Here is a 21,671-nt window from a genome sequence, read left to right as displayed (position 1 = left end):
GCGGCGCATCCCTATATGACAACAATGTCCATCACCCTCGCCCCCCCGCCCCCCGACATCCTGCCCGCCGAGGCCCGTGCTGAGTTGGCGCGCGCCGTGGCGCAGCTGGAGGATGTGTCGCTTGCCGCCCGCTTCTCGGCCGCCATCGGCACGCCGATCGAGGCGCTGAAGAACCGGCTGCCCGGCGCGGCGCAGTCCATGCTGGACGGCGCGGTGAAGCGCGCGCTCTCCAGCGCCATGCAGGCCGCGCTGAAGGCGCAGCCCTCGGCCAATCCCACGCCGCTGCCGGCCGCCTGGTTCCACCGGGGCCTGGCGGCCGCGGCCGGCGCGGCGGGTGGCGCCTTTGGCCTGCCGGGCACGCTGGTGGAACTGCCCGTCTCCACCACCCTGCTGCTGCGCCAGATCGCGGCGGTGGCGGAGGCGAATGGCGAAACCCTTGGCGACCCGCTGATCGCCGCCGAATGCCTGAAGGTCTTTGCCCTCGGCGGCCGGGACAAGCAGGATGACGCCTCCGAATCCGGCTATTTCGCCGTCCGCCTGGCGCTGGCGGAGGCCTTGAAGGGCGCGGTCGGCAAGGGCATGGCCGGCGCGCTGCTGCCCGGCTTCCTGGGCACCATCGCCGCGCGCTTCGGCGGGCCGGTGGCGCTGAAACTCTCGGCGCAGGCGGCGCCGGTGCTCGGCGCGGCGGCGGGGGCGGCGGTGAACATCGCCTTCCTCGAGCACTTCCGGGGCATCGCCGAGGGCCACTTCACGGTTCGCCGGCTGGAGCGCCTGCATGGCAAGGTGGCGGTGAAGGCGGCCTATGAGGAACTCGCCACCCAGCGCGACGCCCGCTTCATGAACTGAGGGGGGGCGACTCCCGCCGCGGACCGCGCCACTCTGCCAAGCATGGCAGCGGGCGCGGCACGAAGCGGGGTTTCGCAGGCGCTCGGCGCCCCGGCGCTGGCCATGGGCGCCACCTTCCTGGCCTTCGGTGCGGCGGTGGCGGAGGCCGGGCTCTCGCTGCCCTGGGCGCTGCTCTGCACCGGCGCGGTCTATGGCATGGCCGGGCAGCTGGTGCTGCTGCAGCTGGCGGCCGGCGGCGGCGCCGCGCTGCCGGCCACCATCGCGGCGACGGCGGCCAATGCGCGCTTCCTGCCCATGGCGGTGGCCATCGCGCCGCTGCTCGGCCGCGGCGGGCGGCGCTGGCTCGTGCTGCCCTTCATCGCCATCACCCCCTGGGCCGCGGGCATGCGCGTGTTGCCTTCGCTGCCGGAGCCTGCGCGGCTGCCCTGGTTTCTCGGCTTCGCACTGGCCTCCTGGTGCGCCGCCATGGCCGCCACCGCCGCCGGGCACCTGGCGGCACCCAACCTGCCAGCCGAGCTCCGCGCCGCGCTGCTCTTCGCCAACCCTCTGTATTTCGCGCTGCTGCTGGCGGCCGATGCCGCCCGGCCGGGCGTCGCCCCGGCGCTGGTCGCGGGCGTGCTCGCAGCGCCCCTGGCCTACGGCGTGGGCGGCGCCTGGGGGCTGCCGCTGGCCGGGCTGCTGGGCGGGACGCTGGCCTTCCTCTGGACCCGCCGGCGGTGAGCCAGGCGGATTGGGCGCTGCTGCTGACCATCGGCATCGGCCTGGCCCTGCGCGGCCTCGGCCTGCTGCTGGGCGGCGCGCTGCGGCCGGATCACCCGGCCATCGCCTGGGCCTCCGCCGTCTCCGTCGCCACGCTGGCCGCCTTCGTCACCCTGGCGATCGCGGCCCCGGCGGGGCTGCTGGCCACGGTGCCCTGGCCGGCGCGGCTGGCCGGTCTGGCGGCCGGCTTCCTGGCCTTCCGCCTGCTGCCGGGCCGCCTTCTGCCCGCGATGGCCGCAGGTCTTGCGGCCCTGCTGCTGGCCCGCGTCTTAACGGGCTGATACACTCCCGGTTGAAGAAGGGGAGAGGGTGGCGGCCTGCAGGGATTGTCGCGCGGATGATCGGCTTCGACCTGGGCTCGGAGGCAGGGCGGGAACGCGCGCGCCTGGCGATGGAGAATTTCGGCATCGCCTTCTTCGAATCCAACATGGCGACGGGGCTGGTGGTGGTCTCGCCCAATGCCTTCGCCATGTTCGGCCTGCCCGTGCCGCCGCATATGCCGGTGGAGCGCACCGGCTTCTGGGAATGCTACCACCCGGAGGACCTGGCCGCCGCCCGCGCCACCTTCGAGGCCGATCTGCGCGGCGAGCGCCACCGCGACATCTATTGCGAGCGCGTCCGCATCATCCGCCAGACCGACCGCGCCATCCGCCACATCGAATTCCTGGGGCGCATGTTCGGCCCGCCCGGGGCGCGCACCCACATCGTCGGCATGCTGCGCGACGTGACCGACCTGGCGGAGGCCGAGGCGCGTCGCAGCCTGCTGGTGCGGGAGGTGAACCACCGCGCCAACAATACCCTGGCCGTCGTGCAATCCCTGGTGCGGCTGACCCAGGCGGCGGATGTGCCGGACTACAAGCGGCGGCTGGAAGGGCGGATCCTCTCGCTGGCCCGCACCCAGACGCTGGTGGACCAGACGGCGCAGCGCCCGGCCGCCTTCGCCCTGCTGATCGCCTCCGAACTCGCCGCCTATCGGGACCATATCACGCTGGAGGCGGATGAGGTGCCGGACCTGGTGGCGCCGGCCGTGCAGCCGGTGGCGATGATCCTCTATGAGATGGCGACCAATGCCGCGAAGCACGGGGCGCTCGCCGCGCCCCAGGGCCAGGTGCGGATCGCGGCGCGGCCGGAGGGGTCGGAGGTGGTGCTGCGCTGGGTGGAGCAGGGCGGCGCCCCGCTCACCACCCCGCCGACGCGCAAGGGCACCGGCATGGCGGTGATCCAGTCGCAAATCCGCCGCCTCGGCGGCACCCAGCGCCTGGAATGGTCGCCGGATGGGCTGCGGGCGGAGCTGCGCTTCCCGCTCTCCGGCTGGGCCGGGCAGCCGCCGGACGATCAATCGAAGCCATAGAGCCGCGCCGGGTTCCCGACGAGGATCGCCTGCCGGGTCGCAGGCCCCGGCGCCCAATCCGCCAGCAGGTCGAGCAAGGCGGCATCATCGGGGATGGTGGTGGCATTGGGATGCGGCCAGTTGGTGCCCCAGACCATCCGCTCCGGCGCCGCCGCCACCAGCGCCCGGGCCAGCGGGCCCACCGCCTCCGGCCTGGCCTGGTCCAGGCTATAGGGGGAGGAAAGCTTCACCCAGCCGCGCCCGGCCTGGAGCAGGTCCATCACCACCCCCCAGGCCGGATGCGCCGCCCAGTCCGCAAGCGGCAGCTGGGCAAGATGGTCGAAGACGACGGGGCAGGGGGCGGCGCGCAGCACCGGCGCCAGCTGCGCGATCAGATCGGCGCTGGCAAAGACCTGCAGGTGCCAGCCGAGATCGGCCATGCGCGCGGCCAGGGGCGCCACATCCGCCGGCGCCAGCGGAATGCCCTGCACCAGGTTGGCCCGCGCGCCGACCACGCCGGCCGCCGCCATCTCGCGCAGCGCGCCCGCATCGGCCTCCGGCCGCACCACCGCCACCATCCGCGCCCGCGCTTTCCCCGCCTGTTGCAGCGCGGCCAGGTGCAGGGTGTTGTCGAGGCCATAGGTGGAAGGCTGCACCAGCACATGCCGATCCACGCCCAGCCGCGCCAGCAGCCGCGCATGGTCCGCCAGCGTCGCGCTGCCATGCGGGCGGGCGCCGGGCGCCACCGGCGCGGAGCCGTCATAGACATGGTGGTGGCAATCCACCGCGCCGGGCGGCACCGCCAGGCGCGGCGGCGCCATCGCTTCGGTAAAGGGGATTTTGGCGGCATCATCCATGCCGCATAGGCTACTGCCACAGGACAGGCCGCCGGAAGACGGGCGCAGCCAGGGGGGAATGAAACATCGTGCTGCGGGTCTTTCTCACGCATACGCCGGAAATGCGCGGCGGCTACTACGCGGAGGCGCCGCTGGCCGCCCTGCGCCAGGTGGCGGAGGTGACGCTGCATACCGGCGAGACGCCGCTCTCCGGCGCCGCCCTGGCCCGGGCCGCCGCCGGCTGCCACTGCATCGTGGCCGACCGCGCCACCCCCGGCACGGCCGAGACCTTTGCCCAGGCCCCGGACCTGCTCGCCTTCCTGCGGGTGGCCGTGGATATCTCCACCATCGAGGTTCCCGCCGCCTCCGCCGCCGGGGTGCTGGTGACCCAGGCGACGCCCGGCTTCGTGGACAGCGTGGCGGAGCTGGCCATCGGCATGATGATCGACCTGGCGCGCGGCGTTTCCTCACTCGCCGGCGCCTACCACCAGGGCCAGCCGCCCGGTTCGCGCATGGGGACGCAGCTTTCGGGCAAGACGATCGGGATCATCGGCTGGGGCCGCATCGCGCGGCGGCTGGCGGATTTGGCGCAAGCCTTCCGGATGCGGGTGCTGGTGCACGACCCCTATAGCCCGCCCGACCAGCCCGGCATCGAGGCGGCAGGCAGCCTTCAGCAGGTTTTCGCGGAAGCGGATTTCCTGGTGCCGCTGGCAGTCTCCACGCCGGAGACGCGCCATATCGTCGGCGCCGCCGCTTTCGCGGCGATGAAGGACGGCGCCCTATTGATAAACCTGTCGCGGGGCGAGCTGGTGGATGAGGCGGCGCTGGCCGCGGCGCTGGATGGCGGCCGGCTGCGCGGCGCCGCCATGGATGTCGGCAGCGCGCGGGACCAGCGGCCGGACCCGGCGCTCGCCGCCCGGCCCAATGTCGTCGCCACCCCGCATATCGGCGGCCTCACGCCCGAAGCCGCGGAGCACCAGGCGATGGATACGGTGCGCCAGGTCGCCGCCCTGGCCCGGGGCGAGATGCCGCCCGGCGCGGTGAATGCCGAATCCGCCCACCGGCTGCGGCGCTGGTGGCAGGGGCAGGCGGCCCCGTGAGGCCGCGCCGACTGCCGCTTTCGCCCGGACGGCAGACCATCGCCGACCTGTCCTGGGCCTCGCTGCGCGTGCCGCGCTGCACGCTGACGGCGCGGCTCATCATCCCCGGCGCGCTCGCCGCCCGCAGCTCCCTGCCCGCGCCACGGCCGCCCTGGACCGTGCTGTTCGCCAAGGCTTTCGCGCTGGCGGCGGAGACGCAGCCGGCGCTGCGCCGCCTGCATGCCACGCTGCCCGCCCCCCGGCTGCTGGAAGTGCCGCATGCGATCGGCTGCGTGCTGGTCGAACGGCAGCATGAGGGGGTGGCGACTCTTGCCATCGCCCGCTTCACGGAGCCGCATGCCACGCCGCTGGCCACGCTCGCCGCCCAGCTGCACCACACGAAGACCGCACCGCCCGGGGATTGCCGGCCCTTCCACCGCCTGCTGCGCTTCGCCCGCCTGCCCTGGCCGCTGCGCCGGCTGATGCTGCGCTGGGCGCTGGCCAGCGCCACGCCGCTGCTGCGCTATGGCGGCACCTTCGCCATCTCCTCCCTGGGTGGGGAGGCGGTGATCGTGGACAGCGTCAGCGTGCTGCCCTGCTTCCTCTCCTACGGCCTGATCGCGCCGGATGGCGGGGTGGAGGTGTTTCTCTCCTTCGACCATCGCGTGATGGACGGCGCTGATGGGGCCGCGGCGCTGCAGGGGCTGGAGGCCGCGATGGAAACCCTGGTGGCGGAGGAGCTGCGGCAGATGGCCGCGCCACAGCTCAGCCCGGCTGGTTCAACAGCCGCGCCCGCGCCCAGATAGCCAGCCCCAGCACCCCGGCGCCGGAGACCAGGAAGGCGGTGGCATAGCCGGCGGCGACGATCAGGCTGCCGAAGACGACCGAGCCCAGGCTCTGGCCGAAGAACAGCGCCATGGCGAAGGCGGCCACCGCGGTGCCCCGCGCCTCCGGCAGGGCCTCCGTCGCGCGGGCCTGCAGCACGCCATGCAGCATGAAGAACAGCAGCCCGACCGCGCATTGCGCCAGCGCCACCATCCACCAGGCGCCGGCGAGCGCGAAGATCACCATGGCGCAGGTCAGTCCGATGCCGCCCCACAGCACCTGCCGCCGCTCCCCCAACCGCCGCGCCAGCCCGGCGGCACTCTGGGTATAGACGAAGGAGCCCAGGCCGAAGCTGGCCACCACCAGCCCGGCGGTGGCCGCCGTCAGCCCGAAGCGCTCGATCAGCAGCGAGGCCAGGAAGGGAAAGGCGCCGCCGAACAGGAAGAAGCCGTCCGCGGCGGCGGCGATCAGCAGCCGGCGGCCCGGCCGGCGTTCCAGGATGCGCAGGAAGCCCGACAGCCCCATGGTCCGGCCGCCCCCGGCCGGCCGCTGCCAAAGCCCGGCGCCCTGCTTCGCCACGAAGAACACCGTCATCCCCAGCGTCATCAGCCCGAGGCCCAGGAAGGCGGTGCGCCAGCCGGCATATTCCGCGACGGTGCCCGAAAGCGGCGCGGCCAGCAGCTGGGAGGCGACCATGCCGGTCATCAGCTGGCCGATCATCCCCTGGCGCTGGTCATAGGGCACCTGGTCGCCGATATGCGCCATGAACAGCGGCATCACCGCCGCGCAGCCGAAGCCCGCCAGCACCCGCACCGTCAGCAGCGTGCCGAGATCCCCGGACATCGACGCCGCGATCTGCGTGATGCCGTACAGTCCCATGGAGATCGCCACGATCCGCATCTTGCCGAAGCGGTCGCCGAGCGGCCCCATCACCAGCTGGCCGATGCCATAGGCCAGGGCAAAACCGCCGATCAGCGGCGCCACCGCGCCCAGCCCCACGCCGAATTCCCGCGCCAGCATGGGCAGCAGCGGGTCCAGCATGCGCATGCCGCAGCCGATGGTGAAGGCGGCCAGCGCCATCAGCCAGATGGGGGGATTCATGGTGAACGCCGCGGGGGAGGGCCGCGGCGGGGTGCTCACGCGGCGTCCCGCGGCAGCGGGCTCAAGCCGCGTCCACCTTCACGCGGCGCACGCGCTCGCTTTCCGTCTTCAGCTGCCCGCAGGCCGCCGAGATGTCGCGGCCGCGCGGGCGGCGGACGGGGCTGGAATAGCCGCCGGCCTCCAGGATCTCGGCGAAGGCGCGCACGGCCTCCCCGGTGCTGGTCTTGTAGGGGCTGCCGGGCCAGGGGTTGAAGGGGATCAGGTTCACCTTGGCGGGCAGGCCCTTCAGCAGCCGCACCAGCTCCCGCGCCTCGGCCGGGCTGTCATTCACGCCGCGCAGCATGACGTATTCGAAGGTGATGCGCCGCGCGTTCGAGGCGCCCGGATAGCGCCGGCAGGCGGCCATCAGCTCCTCGATCGGATATTTGCGGTTCAGCGGCACGATCTCGTTGCGCAGCTCATTCGTCACCGCATGCAGGGAGACGGCGAGGTTCACGTTCAGCTCCGCGCCGCAGCGATCCATCATCGGCACGACGCCGGAGGTGGAGAGGGTGATGCGCCGGCGCGACAGGGCGATGCCCTCATTGTCCATGACGATGCGCATCGCCTTGGCCGTGTTCTCGTAGTTGTAGAGCGGCTCGCCCATGCCCATGACGACGATATTGGACAGGTGCCGCGCCGTGCCGTCCTTCGGGCTCGGCCATTCGCCGTAGCTGTCGCGCGCCGCCATGAACTGGCCGACGATCTCCGCCGCGCCCAGGTTCCGCACCAGCTTCTGCGTGCCGGTGTGGCAGAACTTGCAGGACAGGGTGCAGCCCACCTGGGTCGAGATGCAGACGGCGCCGCGATCCTCATCCGGGGAGGGGATATAGACCGTCTCCACCTCCTGCCCGTCGCGATAGCGGAACAGGAATTTCCGGGTGCCGTCGGTGCTGGTCTGCACCGTCGCCGCCTCCGGCCGGCCGACCACGAAACGCTCCGCCAGCCTGGCCTGCATCGGCTTGGCGATGGAGGGCATGCGGGAAAAATCCGTCACGCCCTGGTGGTAGATCCAGTGCCAGAGCTGCTTCGCCCGAAAGGGTTTTTCTCCAATTGCCACCATCTCGGCGGCCAGCTCTTCCCGCGTCAGGCCCACCAGGTCGCGGCGGCCATCGGGCAGGGTGGCGGGCGGCGGGGCGAAGATGGCGGCCTTGGCCAGGATGCGGGCGCGCTCGCCCTCCGACAGGTCGGTATCGGGGGCGGCCTGGCTCACGGGTTCAGCGGCGCCCGGCCGGGCATTCGCGGGAGATCGCCTCATAGGCCGCGGTGAAGCCGGAGAGGGAGAAGGTGTCGCTCACCGTGGCGCGGCCGGCGCCGGGGCTGCGCACCACCGCCTCCCGCCCCCCGCGCAGGGCGGCGATCAGGCCGTCGCTGTTCTGGAAGAAGGCGCTGGACTGCACGGTGCCATAGCTCTGGAACTCGGTGCTGCCGACCGTCATGGACACCTGCGCCTGCCGCGGCAGCGGCGTGCCGAGGGAGACGGCGACCTGGTCGCGCCCCGCCGGCCGATGCGTCACGGTCAGCGTCACATTCTGGCGAGCCTGCGCCGCGGCGCCTTCGGCCTGGGCGCGGGTGAAGGCGTAGCACACCTTCTGGCCGTTTTCCTGATGCGTCGCGGCCGTCCAGGCATTATGTGCGCCCAATCGCTGCGGCTGGGCGCGCTGCGCCTCAGCGGCAAAGGGAAGAACCAGTGCGGCGATGAGGGGGAGGGCGATACGGACCATGTGCCGTAGATACGGCGCCACCCTGGCAGGGGCAACCCGCGAAGCGCAGGACCCGGCCTCCCGTTTCCGCGCGGGCCGCGCTTGCTCTATGCAGGCGGCAATGACCCCACGCGACCCCACCGACGCCCAGCTCGCCGCCCAGTACGAGGCCTATCCCTATCCCGCGCGCGATGCGCGGGACGAGGCGAAGCGCCTGGTGATCGGCAGCCCCTCCCATCTGCGGGAGATCGACCACTGGGTCTTTGGCGGCCGCCGCCCCGCGCACCAGCCGCTGCGCGCGCTGATGGCCGGCGGCGGATCGGGCGATGGCAGCATCATGCTGGCGCAGCAGATGACGACGCTGGGCCGGCCGGGCGAGGTCACCTGGCTGGACCGTTCCGCGCAGGCGAAGCGCGTGGCCCAGGCGCGCGCCACGGCGCGGGGGCTGCAGAACCTCCGCTTCGAGGACGGGTCGCTGCTCGATCTGCCGGGCTCCGGCCTCGGCCCCTTCGACTACATCGATTGCTGCGGCGTGCTGCACCACCTGCCGGATCCGGCCGAAGGGCTGGCGGCGCTCGCCTCCGTGCTGGCCCCCGGGGGCGGCATCGGCATCATGGTCTATGCCCCGCATGGCCGCACCGGCGTCTATATGCTGCAGGACGCGCTGCGGCTTCTTGCGCCCCCCGACGAGCCCCCCGCCGCCCGTGTGGAACTGGCGAAACGCCTCTGGAAGCAGACGCCCGAGACGGCGTGGCTTCGGAAAAATCCCTGGATCGACGACCACATCAAGGGCGGCGATGCCGGGCTCTATGACCTGCTGCTGAACCCGCGCGACCGCGCCTTCACCGTGCCGCAGCTGGCCGCGCTGGTGGCCGGTGCGGGCTTGCGCATCGCCTGCCTGGTGGAGCCGCTGCGCTACGACCCGGACAGCTACCTGGCGGACCCGAAGCTGCGCGCCCGCACCGCGGGGCTGGACCCCATCGCGCGCGCGGCGCTCGCCGAGGCGATCTGCGGCAATATGGGCATCCACATCGCCTATCTGACGCGCGAGCCGGTGGCCCCCGCGCCCTCTGAGGAGGAGACCGCCGTGCCGGTGCTGCGGGAGCTGGACGGGCCGGCGCTGGCCCGGTCGCTGCGCCCGGATGGCATCCTGCCGGTCAGCTTCGATGGGCTGCGCGTGGCGGTGCCGCTGCCCCGCCTGGCCGCCGCCCTGCTCGCGCGCATCGATGGCGTGACGCCCTGGGGTGCGATCCTCGATGCCGTGGTGGCTGGCGGTGCCTCCCGCGACCAGGCGCTGCGCGACCGGGCGGCGCTGGTGCATGCGATGGAGCGGATGAACCGGCTGCTGGTGGCGGCGCCGGCCTGACCGGATGGACCCGGCCGCCGTCATCATCCTGGGCGCGGCGGTGCGGCCGGATGGCTCTGCCAGCCCGGCGCTGCGGGCCCGGGTGCAGGCGGCGCGCGCCTGGGGGGAACGGCAGACCCCGCCCACCCTCTACATCCCGACCGGGGCCATCGGCCGGAACCCGCCGGCCGAATGCGTGGTGATGACGGCGATCCTGATGCAGGCGGGGGTGCCGGAGGCGCGGATCCACCAGGAACCGACGGGGACGGATACCTTCTCCTCCGTCCTGGCCTGCATCGCCCTGCTGCGGCGCATGGGCCATGTGGGGGAGGTGCGGCTGGCCACCCATCGCTACCACCTGCCGCGCTGCCTGGCGCTGTTCCGGCTGGCGGGCGTGAAGGCGCTGGCGGTGCCGCCGCCGGCCGGGCCGTCCGAGACCGGCCAGCCCCGCCGCTGGGCCTGGCGGCTGCGGGAGGTGCCGGCGCTGCCCTATGACGCCGCGCTGATGCTTTGGGCGCGGCTGCGCGGGCGGGTGTGACGGCCGGCGCCGGGCTGAGCGCCTTGCATGCGGCGAGCGAGGCGCAGGGTCGTCACACCCCCCTCACCCAACCCTCTCCCCCCTGCGGGTGGAGAGGGCGTCTTGCGCAGGATCAGACCTCTTCCTCGCGGTCGGTCTCGACCACCAGGTCGTCGCCCAGCTCCTCATCCGCGTCTTCCAGCTCCTCGGCATCCTCGATCGCCTCGTCGCCGTCATCCGTCTCGACCTCGACGCCCTCGTCGGAATCGGGATCGACCACCGCGGCGCGCTTCTTCACGCGGTCATCCGGCAGCGGCGCGGCGCGCTTCAGGCGCGGCTGCTCGGCCGGCTGTTCGGTGCCGCATTTCGGGCAGATCGCGGGCTGGCGGGTCAGGTCGTAGAACTTCGTGCCGCAGGACACGCAGACGCGCTTCAGTCCAAGTTCGGGCTTCGCCATGGGGAAGAAGAGCCTCGTGCCAGGCCGCGGCGACACGCAGAGGTCCGCGAGCAGCCGGGGCGTAAAGGGTGCGCGCGATTGCCACTTGCCGGGCTGCATGTCAAACGCCGCGTCATGCAGGACCCGCCCGAACCCGAGATGATGTCGCCCCGCGGCGGCCCGCTGGCCGGGCGCATCGCGGTGCCGGCCGACCGGTTCTTCGGCCAGCGCGCCCTGCTTCTCGGCGCCCTGGCCACCGGCACCACCACCCTCACCAACCTGCCGGAGGACCAGGATCTGCAGCGCCTGGCCGCCGCGCTGCGGGCGCTGGGCGCGCGGGTGGAAAGCCGGGGCGGTGGGGCCTGGCAGGTGGCCGGGCGCGGCATCGGCGGGCTGGTGGAGCCGGCGGAGGTGCTGGAGATCGGCGGGTCCGCCACCGCCGCGGCACTGCTCTGCGGCCTGCTGGCAGGCCACCCGGTCTTTGCCGTGCTGACCGGCGATGCCGCCCTCCGCGCCCGCCCGATGCACCGGCTGACGCAGCCCCTGGCGGCCACGGGCGCCCGCTTCACCAGCCGCGCCGGCGGCCGGCTGCCGCTGGCGGTGGAGGGCGCGGCGGACCCGCTGCCGCTGGATGCTCGCCTGTCGGAGCCTTCGGCGACGGTGAAATCCGCCCTACTGCTGGCGGGGCTCTGCGCCCGCGGCACCACCCGCGTGGCGGAGGCCTGGGCGACGCAAGACACCACCGAGTCCCTGCTGCGCCATTTCGGCGCGGAGGTGACGGTGACGCCGGAAGGCGCCGGGGGGGTGATCGAACTGGTGGGCCAGCCGGAGCTGCGCGCGGCGGCCCTCGCGGTGCCGGGCGATGCCGCCGCCGCCGCCTTTGCCGCCCTGGCCGCGCTGCTGGTGCCGGGCTCCGCCATCACCATTCTGGGCCTCGGCCCGGCCCCGTTGCGCGCCGGCCTGTTCGCCGCCCTGCGGGAGATGGGTGGCGATATCCGGAAAGACGGGGCGGATCTCCATATCCGCGCCTCGGTGCTGGCCGGCATCGACCTGCCGGTGCCGCGCGCCGCGGCCCTCATCGCGGATCTTCCGGCGCTGGCCGTGGCCGCAGCCTGCGCCCGCGGCCCCACTCGGCTGCGCGGCCTGCGGGCCGCGGCCGGGCGCCTGGCGGCCACCGCCGCACTGCTCGCCGCCAATGGCATCGCCGCGACGATGGAAGGCGAGGACTTCGTCATCGCGGGTTGCGGCGGCCCGCCGCCGGGCGGCGGCGTGGTCGAGGCCCGGGGGGATCCCCGCATCGCCATGGCGGGGCTGGTGCTGGGCCTGGCCGCGCGGCGGCCCGTCCAGCTTCTGCCGCAGCCCGAGGATGGCCGCATGATCGAAAACGCCTTCCCCGGCTTCGTAGCGCTGATGAACCGGCTGGCCGGCACCGAGGCGATGGGGGCGGCATGAGCGTGGAAGCCAGGCGGCTGGTGATCGCGGTGGATGGGCCGGCAGCCGCCGGCAAGGGCACGCTGGCGCGCCGCCTCGCGGCGGAGCTGGCCCTGCCCTATCTGGATACCGGCCTGCTCTACCGCGCGGTCGGTCGCCGGCTGCTGGACCGCGGCGCGGACCCGACCGACCCGGTCGCCGCGGCGGCGGAGGCCTGCGCCCTGACCCATGCCGATCTGGGCCGCGAGGATCTGCGCGGGCCGGAAGCGGACCGCGCCGCCAGCGCGGTGGCCGCCATTCCCGCCGTGCGCGCCGCGCTGCTCGACTGGCAGCGCGATTTCGGTCGTCGCCATGGCGCGGTGATGGATGGCCGCGATATCGGCACGGTGGTCTTCCCCGAAGCGCCCGTGAAACTCTTCGTCAGCGCCAGCCCGGAGGAGCGCGCCCGGCGCCGCTGGGTGGAGATGCGGGCGCGCGGCCAGTTCCTGCCGCTGGAGCAGGTGGAGGCGGAGATGCGGGCGCGCGATGCGCAGGACAGCGCGCGCAGCGTCGCACCGCTGAAGCCGGCCGAGGATGCCGCCCTGCTGGACACCACCAGCCTCGATGCGGAGGAGGCTTTTGCCGCCGCCCTGGCGCTGGTGCGGGCCCGCATGGCGCAGGACTGAAATCAAGCGCACGAAGGCCCGACCTGCGGCCCGCCCGGCGTCTCAGGGGCACGAAGGTGAAACCTTCGTGCGGCTGGTATGACGGCGCCGCCGGGCGCACTGGCCCAATTCTGCTTGACTCCCGCGGACCCTTGGGCGTAACCGCGTCGCCCAGCCGCATCCTGTCCGGACCGCGGTGCTCGCGCATTTCCGCAAGGAAGGCCGGGCCGGCTTGGGTGGACCGAACCTTCCGCCTTCATCCTCGGGGCCGGCATTCCTGCAGGGAATTCGGCCAGGTCGTGTCCGCGGCAGGGATTTCCCTGCACCGTGGGGGCGCAAACCCCATGCCCCGCGATCGGGGCATCTGATCGGGAAACAACCTCTACATGGCAACCGCCACCGCCTTCGCTGACACCGGCGAAGATTTTGCCGCCCTGCTCGACGCCACGCTGGGTGAGAACACGTCCTTCCACGGCTCCGTCATCTCCGGCAAGGTCATCCGCATCGATGACGATTTCGCCGTGGTCGATGTCGGGCTGAAGTCCGAGGGCCGCGTCCCCCTCAAGGAATTCGCCCCCCAGGGCCAGAAGCCCGAGATCAAGGTCGGCGACGTCATCGAGCTCTTCGTCGAGCGCTACGAGGACCGTGACGGCGCGATCATCCTGTCGCGTGAGAAGGCCCGCCGCGAGGAGGCCTGGACCAATCTGGAGAAGTCGTTCACCGCGCAGCAGCGCGTCAACGGCGTGATCTTCGGGCGCGTGAAGGGTGGCTTCACCGTCGACCTCGGCGGCGCGGTCGCCTTCCTGCCGGGCAGCCAGGTGGATATCCGCCCGGTTCGCGACGTGACGCCCCTGATGGGCAGCCCGCAGCCCTTCCAGATCCTCAAGATGGACCGCGCCCGCGGCAATATCGTGGTGTCGCGCCGCGCCGTTCTCGAGGAGACGCGCGCCGAGCAGCGCAGCGAGCTGATCCAGGGCCTGAAGGAAGGCATGGTGCTCGACGGCGTGGTGAAGAACATCACCGACTACGGCGCCTTCGTGGACCTGGGCGGTGTGGACGGCCTGCTGCATGTCACCGACATCGCCTGGCGCCGCATCAACCACCCCTCCGAGGCCCTGACCATCGGCCAGGCCGTGAAGGTGCAGGTCATCCGCTTCAACCCGGAGACCCAGCGCATCAGCCTCGGCATGAAGCAGCTGATGTCCGACCCCTGGGAAGGCGTCGCCATCAAGTACCCGGTGGGCGGCAAGTTCAGCGGCCGCGTGACGAACATCACCGACTACGGCGCCTTCGTGGAGCTGGAGCCGGGCGTCGAGGGCCTGGTGCACGTCAGCGAGATGTCCTGGACGAAGAAGAACGTCCATCCGGGCAAGATCGTCGCCACTTCGCAGGAAGTGGACGTGATGATCCTGGACGTGGACGGCCCGAAGCGCCGGATTTCGCTGGGCCTGAAGCAGGCGCAGGGCAATCCCTGGGAGCTGTTCGCGGAAGCGAACCCGCCCGGCACCGTCATCGAGGGCGAGATCCGCAACATCACCGAGTTCGGCCTGTTCATCGGCCTGGGCCCGGACCTCGACGGCATGGTCCATATGTCCGACCTCTCCTGGGACCTCCCGGGCGAGCAGGCGATGGCCAACTTCGAGAAGGGCTCGACCGTCAAGGCCAAGGTGCTCGACGTCGATGTGGAGAAGGAGCGCATCTCCCTCGGCATCAAGCAGCTTGAGGCCGACCCGGCCGCCGAAGTGCTGGACCGGATCAAGAAGGGCGATGTCGTCACCTGCACCGTGACGAAGATCGAGCCGAACGGCATCGAGGTGAAGGTCGACGAGGTCCTCATCGGCTTCATCCGCCGCGCCGAGCTGGCCCGTGACCGTGGCGACCAGCGCCCCGACCGCTTCGCCGTGGGCGAGAAGGTCGATGCGAAGATCACCGCCGTCGACCGCGCCGGCCGCCGCCTGGCCCTGACCATCAAGGGCAAGGAAGTGGAGGAGGAGCGCGAGGCGGTCCGTGAATACGGCACCACCGACAGCGGCGCCTCGCTCGGCGACATTTTGGGGGCAGCCATCCGGCGCCGCGCCCAGACTGGCGAAGAGTAAACCGGCGAAGAGTAACCCAGACTTGGCCGCGCTCGACCCTTCGGGGATCGAGCGCGGCCACTGCCTGTGTCATCCGCGTGAAGCGGCCGACCTGGCCTTCGTCTTCGGCAACCGCATCGCGGTGCCGGAGATGGCGGCGGCGGCCGCTTCGCTGTTTCTGGAGGGGTTCGTGCCCCGCATCCTCGTCTCCGGCGGCGCCACGCCGGGCGGGGCGGGAACGGAGGCGGAGGCCATTGCCGAGGCCCTCGTCACCCTTGGTGTTCCACGTGAAGCACTGCTGCTGGAATGCGCCGCGACGCATACGGGCGAGAACGTCACCCTCTCCCTGCCCATCCTTGCAGAGGCCGGGCTCCTCAATTCGAAAAAGATCATCTGCGTCGGGCTGTTCTGCACCGGGCGCCGCTACGCCATGACGCTGCACCGCCACTGGCCCGAACCCCGGAAGCTGTGCCTGCCGGTGGAATACGGTCCGGTCCGCCGGGGCGCCTGGCATCTGCACCCAAGGGCCCGCGAGCGCGTGCTGGGAGAGGTGGCGAAGGTGCCGGCCTATCTCGCGGCGGGGTTCATCGCGGAAATCGTGTAGGAAGGTCGGGGAGAAAGTATTCTCCCCGAACCCCTCATCTATTTTTGGGAATTGGCGCCGCCGCGCAGCCGCTCCGATTGACGAAAAACAAAGGTGGGGTTCGGGGAGGAAATGCTTTCCTCCCCGACCTTCTCTCCCGAGCTGTCTTCGCCCCTGGCCCCGCGCCAGGCGCCTCACCAAGTGATCGCACCATGCCCCTCGATGCCGACCTCCTGCTCGATCGCCGCCGGCTGAAGCGCCGGCTTTCCCTCTGGCGCGCCGCCGCCGTGCTGGCCTTGGCCGGCATCGTGCTGGCCTTCAGCCTGGCCGATGACCGCGCCTCCGGCCTGCTGCCGGGCCGCGCCCATGTCGCGCGCCTCAACGTCACCGGCTTCATCGGCGACGACCGCAAGCTGCTGGAGGAGCTGGACCGGCTTCGCCGGGACGACTCCGTGCGCGCCGTGCTGGTGGCGATCGACAGCCCCGGCGGCAGCGTTGCGGGCGGCGAATCCCTGCATGCGGCGCTGACCCGGATGGCGGAGGACAAGCCGGTGGTCGCCGTGATGGGCGGCACCGCGGCCTCGGCCGGCTATATGGTGGCGCTGCCGGCTGCGCGCATCTTTGCCCATAATTCCACCGTCACCGGCTCCATCGGCGTGATCCTGCAGAGTTTCGATGCTTCCGGCCTGCTGGCCTGGCTGGGCGTGACGCCGGAGACCATCGCTTCCGGCCGCTTCAAGGACCAGCCCAGCCCCTTCCGGCCGCTGACCGAGGAAGGCCGCGCCGAACTCACCCGCGTGGTGCAGGACCTGCATGCGCAATTCGTCGGCATGGTCGCCGCCGGCCGCCGGATGGAACCCGCGCGGGTGCAGGAATTGGCGGATGGCCGCGTCTTCACCGGCCGCCAGGCGCTGGAGCTGGGCCTGGTGGATGCGATCGGCGGGGAGGCCGAGGCGCGGGCCTGGCTGGCCGAGACGCGCGCGGTGCCGGAGAGCCTGCCGGCGCGGGATATCGAGATTCGTGGCTTTGCGGAACGGACCTTTGGCGCGGCGCTCGGTTTTTTAACGAAAACCATTGCGAATGAATGGGTTGGCGTTGACCGCGTGCGCGCGCTTTGGCAGCCTTCGCTGTAGAACCAAAACTTCCGGGCCAGGCGCGCCCGGAGGATGGGGCGCCGAGGACCAAGATGACCAGGTCGGAACTGATCGCGCAGCTCGCTGCCGCCAACCCGCATCTGCGGCAGCCCGATGTCGAGCTGATCGTGACCACCATCTTCGACGAGATCATCGGCGCATTGGCGCGCGGGGACCGGGTGGAGCTGCGCGGCTTCGGCGCCTTCTCCACCAAGCGCCGGGACCCGCGCACCGGCCGCAATCCCCGCACCGGCACGGCGGTGGCGGTGGACGGCAAGGCGGTGCCCTATTTCAAGCCGGGCAAGGAATTGCGGGAAAGGGTCAATGGCGGGCCGCTGCAGGACCCGCCGCGCCGGCCGCGCGCCACGGCCGCCGCCGCGAAGGCCTGAGCCGCGGCGAGAAAGCCTGAGCCGTTCCGCGGTGGGGCGGGGCGCACACGCGCTCCTGCGCGGGCCGATGCTTCCGTAACCACCGCGCGGCGGCTAGGACAGGCGGCAAAGATCGGAGAGGCTCCCATGCGCTGGCTGTTCTTCCTGCCGCTGCTCATCCTCCTCGCGCTGTTCGCGCTGTCCAATATGCAGGAGGTGCAGCTGCGGCTGTGGCCCTTCGACCTGGCCTGGGCGACGCCGGTCGGCGTCGGGATGCTGCTGCTGTCCGGGATCGGCTTCCTGCTGGGCGCCACCCTCGCCTGGGCCGCCGGCCTCCCCGCCCGCCGCCGGGCGCGGGAGATGGAGGGCGCGGCCAGGCTGCTGGAGGCCGAGCTCGCCGTGCTGAAGGCAAAGCAGGCCCAGGCGCAGCATGAGGGCGCGCCGGCGCCGATGCAGCTCACCCTTCCGGCGGTGCGCTGAGCCATGCGCCGCTGCGGATTGTGCGTGGCGCTGGATGCGCCGGACCTCACCACGGCCGAGAGCTGGGCCGCAGCCACCGCGCCGCATGCCGGGCTGCTGAAGGTGGGGCTGGAGCTGTTCTCGGCCGAGGGCGGCGCGGCGGTGCGACGGATCGCGGCGCATCGGCCCGTCTTCCTCGACGTGAAGCTGCACGACATCCCGAATACCGTGGCGGGTGCCATCCGCTCGCTCGCGCCGCTGGGCCCCGCCTGGATCACCATCCACGCCGCCGGCGGGCCGGCCATGGTGGAAGCGGCGCGCCGCGCGGCGGAGGCGGCGGGCGGCGCCGCCCGGCCGCGCATCCTGGCGGTGACGGTGCTGACCAGCCTGGATGCCGCCACGCTGGCGCAGATCGGCGTCTCCGGCGGGCCGGTGCAGCAGGTGCTGCGGCTAGGGCGGCTGGCCATGGCGGCGGGGGCCGATGGGCTGGTCTGTTCGCCGCGGGAGGTCGCGCCGATCCGCGATGCGCTGGGGGAGCTGCCGGTGCTGGTGGTGCCCGGCGTGCGCCCGGCCGGCAGCGCGGCGGATGACCAGGCCCGCACCGCGACGCCGGAGCAGGTGGCCCGCGACGGCGCCGACTGGATCGTGGTCGGCCGCCCCATCACCCAGGCCGCGGACCCGGCGGAGGCTGCCTGGTCGATCGCCCAGGCGCTGCGGGTGAACTGATGCGGGTGAAGATCTGCGGCCTTTCGGATGAGGCGGGGCTGCGCGCCACGCGCGATTCGGGCGCCGAGTTCTGCGGTTTTGTCTTCTTCCCCGCCTCGCCGCGGGCGGTGACGCCGGCGCGCGCCGCGGCGCTGTCCGCCGCGGTGCCAGGCGGGCCGGGGCGCGTCGGCCTTTTCGTCGACCCGGCCGATGCGCTGCTGGCGGAGGTGCTGGCCGCACTGCCGCTCGACATGATCCAGCTGCATGGCGAGGAGACCCCGGCCCGCTGCGCGGAGGTCCGCCAGACATTCGGGCGGCCGGTGATGAAGGCGCTGGGCATTGCGGAGGCTTCGGACCTCGACGCGCTGGCGGATTATGCGCCCGCGGTCGACTGGTTCCTGCTGGATGCCAAGGCGCCGCCGGGGGCGCCCCTGCCGGGCGGCAATGCGGCGCCCTTCGACTGGACGCTGACGGCGGGGCGCACCATCCCGCGCCCCTGGCTGCTGGCGGGCGGCCTGACGCCTGGCAATGTGGCGCAGGCTATCGCGGCCAGCGGCGCCCCCGGCGTGGATGTCTCCTCCGGCGTCGAAGCCGCGCGCGGGGTGAAGGACCCGGCACGCATCGCCGCCTTCGTGGCGGCCGCGAAAGCCGCGTGATCCGGCCCGCCGACGGAGGCGGCATTCTCAGACCGGCCCTGCCGGCGGATGCGCCGGCGCTGGGCGAGATGCATGCGCAATCCTGGGCCGAGACCTATCCCGGCCTGGTGCCGGACGATTTGCTGGCGGAGATGACCGACCCCGCCCGCCGCCGCGCCGCCTGGGCGCGCAACCTGGCGCAGCCGCTGCTGCCGGGCGGCACCCTGGTGGCGGAGGATGCGGGCCAGGTGCTGGGCTTCGTCTCCGTCTGCGCGGCGCGGGATCCGGCGCTGGGCACGCCGGGGGAGGTCTCGGGCCTCTATCTGCTGCGCGCGGCGCAGGGGCGCGGGCTCGGGCGGGCGCTGCTGGGCGCCGGGGCGCGGGTGCTGCTGGCGGCCGGGCATGGCGCGGCGGCGGCCTGGGCGCTGGATGCCAATGCCCGCGCCGCCGGCTTCTATGCCGCCACCGGCGCCCGGCGCGGCACCAGCCAGACCGGTTGGCACGGCGGCCTGGCCCTGGCCGAGACCGCCTGGGTCTGGCCCGATCTGCGCCTTCTGCTGGGGTGAGGCGCACGGTTTGGCCTTTCGGCGCGTTTACCGCCCCGCAGGTGATTTCGCCCCGCGCCAAAAGGCTCTAGATCGTGCCCGGCCCCGTATCTCCGGGCCGACCAGGGTCCAGCCATGGTCCCGTCCCCTGCGGGGATGGCGGCCATGCCCACGTCCAGGACAATGCCCGTGAACAAGCCGCTCCCCAATTCCTTCCGCCAGGGCCCCGATGCCCGCGGCCGTTTCGGCAGCTTCGGTGGCCGTTTCGTCGCCGAAACCCTGATGCCGCTGATCCTCGAGGTCGAGGCCGCCTATGAGGCGAGCAAGACCGACCAGGCCTTCCAGGACGAATGGCGCCGCCTGCTGAAGGACTATGTGGGCCGCCCCAGCCCGCTGTGGTTCGCCGAGCGCTTCACCACGCATCTGCGCAAGACCGCGGCGCCCGGCATGGGCGCCAAGGTCTATTTCAAGCGGGACGAGCTGAACCACACCGGCGCGCACAAGATCAACGCCGTGCTCGGCCAGATCCTGCTGGCCAAGAAGATGGGCAAGACGCGGATCATCGCGGAGACCGGCGCCGGCCAGCATGGCGTGGCCACCGCCACCGCCTGCGCGCTGATGGACCTGCCCTGCGTGGTCTATATGGGCGCCACCGATGTGGAGCGGCAGCAGCCCAATGTCTTCCGCATGAAGCTGCTGGGGGCGGAGGTGGTGCCCGTCACCTCCGGCGCCGCGACGCTGAAGGACGCGATGAACGAGGGGCTGCGCGACTGGGTCGCGAATGTGCACGACACCTACTATTGCATCGGCACCGTCGCCGGCCCGCATCCCTTCCCCGCCATGGTGCGCGATTTCCAGAGCGTGATCGGCACGGAGGCCAAGGCGCAGATGCAGGAGGCCGAGGGGCGCCTGCCGGATGTGCTGGTGGCGGCCGTGGGCGGTGGCAGCAATGCCATGGGGCTGTTCTATCCCTTCCTGGACGATGCCTCCGTCGCCATGGTCGGCGTGGAGGCCGCGGGCCGGGGCCTGGATTCCGGCGAACACGCCGCGGCGCTGTCGCGCGGCCGGCCGGGCGTGCTGCATGGCAATCGCACCTATCTGCTGCAGGATGGCGACGGCCAGATCACGGAGGCGCATTCCATCTCCGCCGGCCTCGACTATCCCGGCGTCGGCCCGGAGCATTCCTGGCTGCATGAGCTCGGCCGCGTCACCTATTCCGGCGTGACCGACGACGAGGCGCTGGAGGCTTTTCAGCTGTGCTCGAAGCTGGAAGGCATCATCCCGGCGCTGGAGCCGGCGCATGCGCTGGCCGAGGTGATGAAGATGGGGCCCAAGATGCCGGCCGACAAAATCATCCTGATGAATCTGTGTGGCCGTGGCGACAAGGACATCTTCACCGTGGCGAAGCACCTGGGCGAGAAGATCTGAGATGTCGCGCATTGCCCAAAAATTTGCCGCGCTGAAGGCGGAGGGGCGCGGGGCGCTCATCCCGTTCCTGGAGGCTTTCGATCCGGACCGCGAGACCGCCATGGCGATCCTGCGCGGCATGCCGGCGGCGGGTGCCGACCTGATCGAGATCGGCGTGCCCTTCACCGATCCGATGGCCGATGGCCCAACCGTGCAGAAGGCCGGGCAGCGCGGGCTGAAGGCCGGCGCCACGGTGGCCGGCGCGCTCGGCATGGTGCGCGAATTCCGCCAGGGTGATGCGGCAACGCCCGTCATCCTAATGGGCTATTTCAACCCGATCCTGTCCTATGGCGTCGCCAAATTCTGCACCGAGGCGGCGGAGGCCGGCGTCGATGGCCTGATCGTGGTGGATGTGCCGCCCGAGGAAGCCGATGAGATCGCGCCGGACGCCACCGCCAACGGCCTCGACCTGATCCGCCTGGTGGCGCCGACCACAGGGGAGGATCGGCTGCCAAAGGTGCTCTCGGCGACGACGGGCTTCGTCTATTACGTGGCCATCACCGGCGTCACCGGCACGCGCAGCGCCAGCACGGATGACCTGGCGGCGGCCATTCCGCGCATCCGCAAGTACACCGACCTGCCGATCGCCATCGGCTTCGGCGTGCGCACGCCGCAGCAGGCGGGCGAGGCCTCGCGCATCGCCGATGGGGCCGTCGTCGCCTCCGCGCTGATCGACGGCATGCTGGCCAGCCTGGATGCGGAGGGCCGCGCGACGGCCGCCACCGTGCCGGCGGTGCTGGACCGGGTGCGGGAATTGGCGGAGGCTGTGCGCAAGGGGTAACGCCCCAGGGGAAAGCCAAGAGGGACAGC

The 21,671-nt window shown here is 72.2% G+C and carries 25 protein-coding genes; 20 read left to right on the top strand and 5 right to left on the bottom strand.

The genetic code is table 11. The features are described from left to right. Positions 1–24 precede the first annotated feature (24 nt). The 4 genes from ACTIF1_RS11990 to ACTIF1_RS11975 are packed head-to-tail and all read left to right on the top strand — an operon-like array spanning position 25 to position 2,956. Positions 25–846 (top strand): EcsC family protein, encoded by an 822-nt coding sequence (locus tag ACTIF1_RS11990; RefSeq protein ID WP_439596652.1) that lies wholly within the window; start codon positions 25–27, stop codon positions 844–846. A gap of 42 nt (positions 847–888) precedes the next feature. Continuing rightward, complete coding sequence (locus ACTIF1_RS11985) at positions 889–1,566, top strand: AzlC family ABC transporter permease (RefSeq protein ID WP_439596651.1); 678 nt, start codon at positions 889–891, stop codon at positions 1,564–1,566. Next, complete coding sequence (locus ACTIF1_RS11980; protein ID WP_439596650.1) at positions 1,563–1,886, top strand: hypothetical protein; 324 nt, start codon at positions 1,563–1,565, stop codon at positions 1,884–1,886. The genes ACTIF1_RS11985 and ACTIF1_RS11980 overlap by 4 nt, the downstream gene beginning before the upstream one ends. Before the next feature lie 56 nt (positions 1,887–1,942). Beyond that, the gene (locus tag ACTIF1_RS11975; RefSeq protein ID WP_439596649.1) at positions 1,943–2,956 is read left to right on the top strand and encodes an HWE histidine kinase domain-containing protein; all 1,014 of its coding nucleotides are present in this window, start codon (positions 1,943–1,945) and stop codon (positions 2,954–2,956) included. Here the strand turns inward: ACTIF1_RS11975 and ACTIF1_RS11970 are convergent. Further along, positions 2,941–3,792, bottom strand: a complete 852-nt coding sequence (locus ACTIF1_RS11970) for an amidohydrolase family protein (RefSeq protein ID WP_439596648.1) — start codon at positions 3,790–3,792, stop codon at positions 2,941–2,943. The genes ACTIF1_RS11975 and ACTIF1_RS11970 overlap by 16 nt on opposite strands. Before the next feature lie 68 nt (positions 3,793–3,860). Here ACTIF1_RS11970 and ACTIF1_RS11965 point away from each other — a divergent pair, with 68 nt between their 5' ends. Together ACTIF1_RS11965 and ACTIF1_RS11960 are read left to right on the top strand one after the other, a co-directional pair. Beyond that, positions 3,861–4,871, top strand: a complete 1,011-nt coding sequence (locus ACTIF1_RS11965; protein ID WP_439596647.1) for an NAD(P)-dependent oxidoreductase — start codon at positions 3,861–3,863, stop codon at positions 4,869–4,871. After that, the gene (locus ACTIF1_RS11960) at positions 4,868–5,656 is read left to right on the top strand and encodes a hypothetical protein (RefSeq protein ID WP_439596646.1); all 789 of its coding nucleotides are present in this window, start codon (positions 4,868–4,870) and stop codon (positions 5,654–5,656) included. The genes ACTIF1_RS11965 and ACTIF1_RS11960 overlap by 4 nt, the downstream gene beginning before the upstream one ends. On the opposite strand, the gene ACTIF1_RS11955 is transcribed toward ACTIF1_RS11960, so the two are convergent. The 3 genes from ACTIF1_RS11955 to ACTIF1_RS11945 all read right to left on the bottom strand — a co-directional run bounded on the left by ACTIF1_RS11955 (position 5,616) and on the right by ACTIF1_RS11945 (position 8,539). Next, complete coding sequence (locus tag ACTIF1_RS11955) at positions 5,616–6,776, bottom strand: MFS transporter (RefSeq protein WP_439596645.1); 1,161 nt, start codon at positions 6,774–6,776, stop codon at positions 5,616–5,618. The two genes, ACTIF1_RS11960 and ACTIF1_RS11955, sit on opposite strands and share 41 nt — an antisense overlap. A 61-nt stretch (positions 6,777–6,837) precedes the next feature. Then, positions 6,838–8,073, bottom strand: a complete 1,236-nt coding sequence (rlmN, locus tag ACTIF1_RS11950) for a 23S rRNA (adenine(2503)-C(2))-methyltransferase RlmN (RefSeq protein WP_439596644.1) — start codon at positions 8,071–8,073, stop codon at positions 6,838–6,840. After that, complete coding sequence (locus ACTIF1_RS11945; RefSeq protein ID WP_439596643.1) at positions 8,033–8,539, bottom strand: invasion associated locus B family protein; 507 nt, start codon at positions 8,537–8,539, stop codon at positions 8,033–8,035. Before ACTIF1_RS11945 ends, rlmN begins: the two co-directional genes overlap by 41 nt. 100 nt (positions 8,540–8,639) lie before the next feature. Here ACTIF1_RS11945 and ACTIF1_RS11940 point away from each other — a divergent pair, with 100 nt between their 5' ends. Together ACTIF1_RS11940 and ACTIF1_RS11935 are read left to right on the top strand one after the other, a co-directional pair. Further along, a complete protein-coding gene (locus ACTIF1_RS11940) occupies positions 8,640–9,884 on the top strand; it encodes a class I SAM-dependent methyltransferase (protein WP_439596642.1) in 1,245 nt (414 codons plus the stop codon). Positions 9,885–9,888: 4 nt separating this feature from the next. Continuing rightward, positions 9,889–10,401, top strand: a complete 513-nt coding sequence (locus ACTIF1_RS11935) for a YdcF family protein (RefSeq protein ID WP_439596641.1) — start codon at positions 9,889–9,891, stop codon at positions 10,399–10,401. A gap of 112 nt (positions 10,402–10,513) precedes the next feature. Here the strand turns inward: ACTIF1_RS11935 and ACTIF1_RS11930 are convergent, their stop codons facing one another. After that, positions 10,514–10,837: a TIGR02300 family protein gene (locus ACTIF1_RS11930; RefSeq protein ID WP_439596640.1), complete on the bottom strand. Its 324-nt coding sequence runs from the start codon at positions 10,835–10,837 to the stop codon at positions 10,514–10,516. 114 nt (positions 10,838–10,951) lie between these two features. Here ACTIF1_RS11930 and ACTIF1_RS11925 point away from each other — a divergent pair, with 114 nt between their 5' ends. The 12 genes from ACTIF1_RS11925 to trpA all read left to right on the top strand — a co-directional run bounded on the left by ACTIF1_RS11925 (position 10,952) and on the right by trpA (position 21,642). After that, entirely contained in the window at positions 10,952–12,268 is a 1,317-nt protein-coding gene (locus ACTIF1_RS11925) for a 3-phosphoshikimate 1-carboxyvinyltransferase (RefSeq protein WP_439596639.1), read from the top strand. Further along, a complete protein-coding gene (gene cmk, locus ACTIF1_RS11920; protein ID WP_439596638.1) occupies positions 12,265–12,912 on the top strand; it encodes a (d)CMP kinase in 648 nt (215 codons plus the stop codon). Before ACTIF1_RS11925 ends, cmk begins: the two co-directional genes overlap by 4 nt. Positions 12,913–13,277: 365 nt before the next feature. After that, on the top strand, positions 13,278–14,987 hold the full coding sequence (rpsA, locus tag ACTIF1_RS11915) for a 30S ribosomal protein S1 (protein WP_439596637.1): 1,710 nt from the start codon (positions 13,278–13,280) through the stop codon (positions 14,985–14,987). A 22-nt stretch (positions 14,988–15,009) separates the two neighbouring features. Then, the gene (locus tag ACTIF1_RS11910) at positions 15,010–15,570 is read left to right on the top strand and encodes a YdcF family protein (protein ID WP_439596636.1); all 561 of its coding nucleotides are present in this window, start codon (positions 15,010–15,012) and stop codon (positions 15,568–15,570) included. Positions 15,571–15,761: 191 nt separating this feature from the next. Further along, positions 15,762–16,682 carry a signal peptide peptidase SppA gene (sppA, locus tag ACTIF1_RS11905; protein WP_439596635.1) on the top strand — a complete coding sequence of 307 codons (921 nt, stop codon included), beginning with the start codon at positions 15,762–15,764 and terminating at the stop codon, positions 16,680–16,682. A 53-nt stretch (positions 16,683–16,735) separates the two neighbouring features. Continuing rightward, positions 16,736–17,071 (top strand): integration host factor subunit beta, encoded by a 336-nt coding sequence (gene ihfB / locus ACTIF1_RS11900; RefSeq protein ID WP_439596634.1) that lies wholly within the window; start codon positions 16,736–16,738, stop codon positions 17,069–17,071. 126 nt (positions 17,072–17,197) lie between these two features. After that, positions 17,198–17,530, top strand: a complete 333-nt coding sequence (locus ACTIF1_RS11895) for a LapA family protein (protein ID WP_439596633.1) — start codon at positions 17,198–17,200, stop codon at positions 17,528–17,530. A 3-nt stretch (positions 17,531–17,533) separates the two neighbouring features. Continuing rightward, positions 17,534–18,235 carry an orotidine-5'-phosphate decarboxylase gene (gene pyrF, locus ACTIF1_RS11890; protein WP_439596632.1) on the top strand — a complete coding sequence of 234 codons (702 nt, stop codon included), beginning with the start codon at positions 17,534–17,536 and terminating at the stop codon, positions 18,233–18,235. After that, the gene (locus ACTIF1_RS11885; protein WP_439596631.1) at positions 18,235–18,870 is read left to right on the top strand and encodes a phosphoribosylanthranilate isomerase; all 636 of its coding nucleotides are present in this window, start codon (positions 18,235–18,237) and stop codon (positions 18,868–18,870) included. Before pyrF ends, ACTIF1_RS11885 begins: the two co-directional genes overlap by 1 nt. Beyond that, on the top strand, positions 18,867–19,415 hold the full coding sequence (locus ACTIF1_RS11880; protein ID WP_439596630.1) for a GNAT family N-acetyltransferase: 549 nt from the start codon (positions 18,867–18,869) through the stop codon (positions 19,413–19,415). Before ACTIF1_RS11885 ends, ACTIF1_RS11880 begins: the two co-directional genes overlap by 4 nt. A 168-nt stretch (positions 19,416–19,583) precedes the next feature. Continuing rightward, a complete protein-coding gene (gene trpB / locus ACTIF1_RS11875) occupies positions 19,584–20,822 on the top strand; it encodes a tryptophan synthase subunit beta (RefSeq protein ID WP_439596629.1) in 1,239 nt (412 codons plus the stop codon). 1 nt (position 20,823) lies between these two features. Continuing rightward, complete coding sequence (gene trpA / locus ACTIF1_RS11870) at positions 20,824–21,642, top strand: tryptophan synthase subunit alpha (protein ID WP_439596628.1); 819 nt, start codon at positions 20,824–20,826, stop codon at positions 21,640–21,642. Positions 21,643–21,671 lie beyond the last annotated feature (29 nt).

Source organism: Falsiroseomonas sp. (assembly GCF_051860665.1).
Taxonomy (GTDB): domain Bacteria; phylum Pseudomonadota; class Alphaproteobacteria; order Acetobacterales; family Acetobacteraceae; genus Falsiroseomonas.
Note: the sequence above shows the minus strand (reverse complement) of the source record. Positions and strands in the feature narration are given on the sequence as shown.

Bases quoted from the DNA above. Each gene is read 5' to 3' on its own strand.
- ACTIF1_RS11990 (WP_439596652.1), top strand. From the start codon at position 25: ATGTCCATCACCCTCGCCCCCCCGCCCCCCGACATCCTGCCCGCCGAG.
- ACTIF1_RS11985 (WP_439596651.1), top strand. From the start codon at position 889: ATGGCAGCGGGCGCGGCACGAAGCGGGGTTTCGCAGGCGCTCGGCGCC.
- ACTIF1_RS11975 (WP_439596649.1), top strand. From the start codon at position 1,943: ATGATCGGCTTCGACCTGGGCTCGGAGGCAGGGCGGGAACGCGCGCGC.
- ACTIF1_RS11970 (WP_439596648.1), bottom strand. From the start codon at position 3,792: ATGGATGATGCCGCCAAAATCCCCTTTACCGAAGCGATGGCGCCGCCG.
- ACTIF1_RS11955 (WP_439596645.1), bottom strand. From the start codon at position 6,776: ATGAATCCCCCCATCTGGCTGATGGCGCTGGCCGCCTTCACCATCGGC.
- rlmN (WP_439596644.1), bottom strand. From the start codon at position 8,073: ATGAGGCGATCTCCCGCGAATGCCCGGCCGGGCGCCGCTGAACCCGTG.
- ACTIF1_RS11945 (WP_439596643.1), bottom strand. From the start codon at position 8,539: ATGGTCCGTATCGCCCTCCCCCTCATCGCCGCACTGGTTCTTCCCTTT.
- ACTIF1_RS11940 (WP_439596642.1), top strand. From the start codon at position 8,640: ATGACCCCACGCGACCCCACCGACGCCCAGCTCGCCGCCCAGTACGAG.
- ACTIF1_RS11935 (WP_439596641.1), top strand. From the start codon at position 9,889: ATGGACCCGGCCGCCGTCATCATCCTGGGCGCGGCGGTGCGGCCGGAT.
- ACTIF1_RS11930 (WP_439596640.1), bottom strand. From the start codon at position 10,837: ATGGCGAAGCCCGAACTTGGACTGAAGCGCGTCTGCGTGTCCTGCGGC.
- ACTIF1_RS11925 (WP_439596639.1), top strand. From the start codon at position 10,952: ATGCAGGACCCGCCCGAACCCGAGATGATGTCGCCCCGCGGCGGCCCG.
- cmk (WP_439596638.1), top strand. From the start codon at position 12,265: ATGAGCGTGGAAGCCAGGCGGCTGGTGATCGCGGTGGATGGGCCGGCA.
- rpsA (WP_439596637.1), top strand. From the start codon at position 13,278: ATGGCAACCGCCACCGCCTTCGCTGACACCGGCGAAGATTTTGCCGCC.
- sppA (WP_439596635.1), top strand. From the start codon at position 15,762: ATGCCCCTCGATGCCGACCTCCTGCTCGATCGCCGCCGGCTGAAGCGC.
- ihfB (WP_439596634.1), top strand. From the start codon at position 16,736: ATGACCAGGTCGGAACTGATCGCGCAGCTCGCTGCCGCCAACCCGCAT.
- ACTIF1_RS11895 (WP_439596633.1), top strand. From the start codon at position 17,198: ATGCGCTGGCTGTTCTTCCTGCCGCTGCTCATCCTCCTCGCGCTGTTC.
- pyrF (WP_439596632.1), top strand. From the start codon at position 17,534: ATGCGCCGCTGCGGATTGTGCGTGGCGCTGGATGCGCCGGACCTCACC.
- ACTIF1_RS11885 (WP_439596631.1), top strand. From the start codon at position 18,235: ATGCGGGTGAAGATCTGCGGCCTTTCGGATGAGGCGGGGCTGCGCGCC.
- trpA (WP_439596628.1), top strand. From the start codon at position 20,824: ATGTCGCGCATTGCCCAAAAATTTGCCGCGCTGAAGGCGGAGGGGCGC.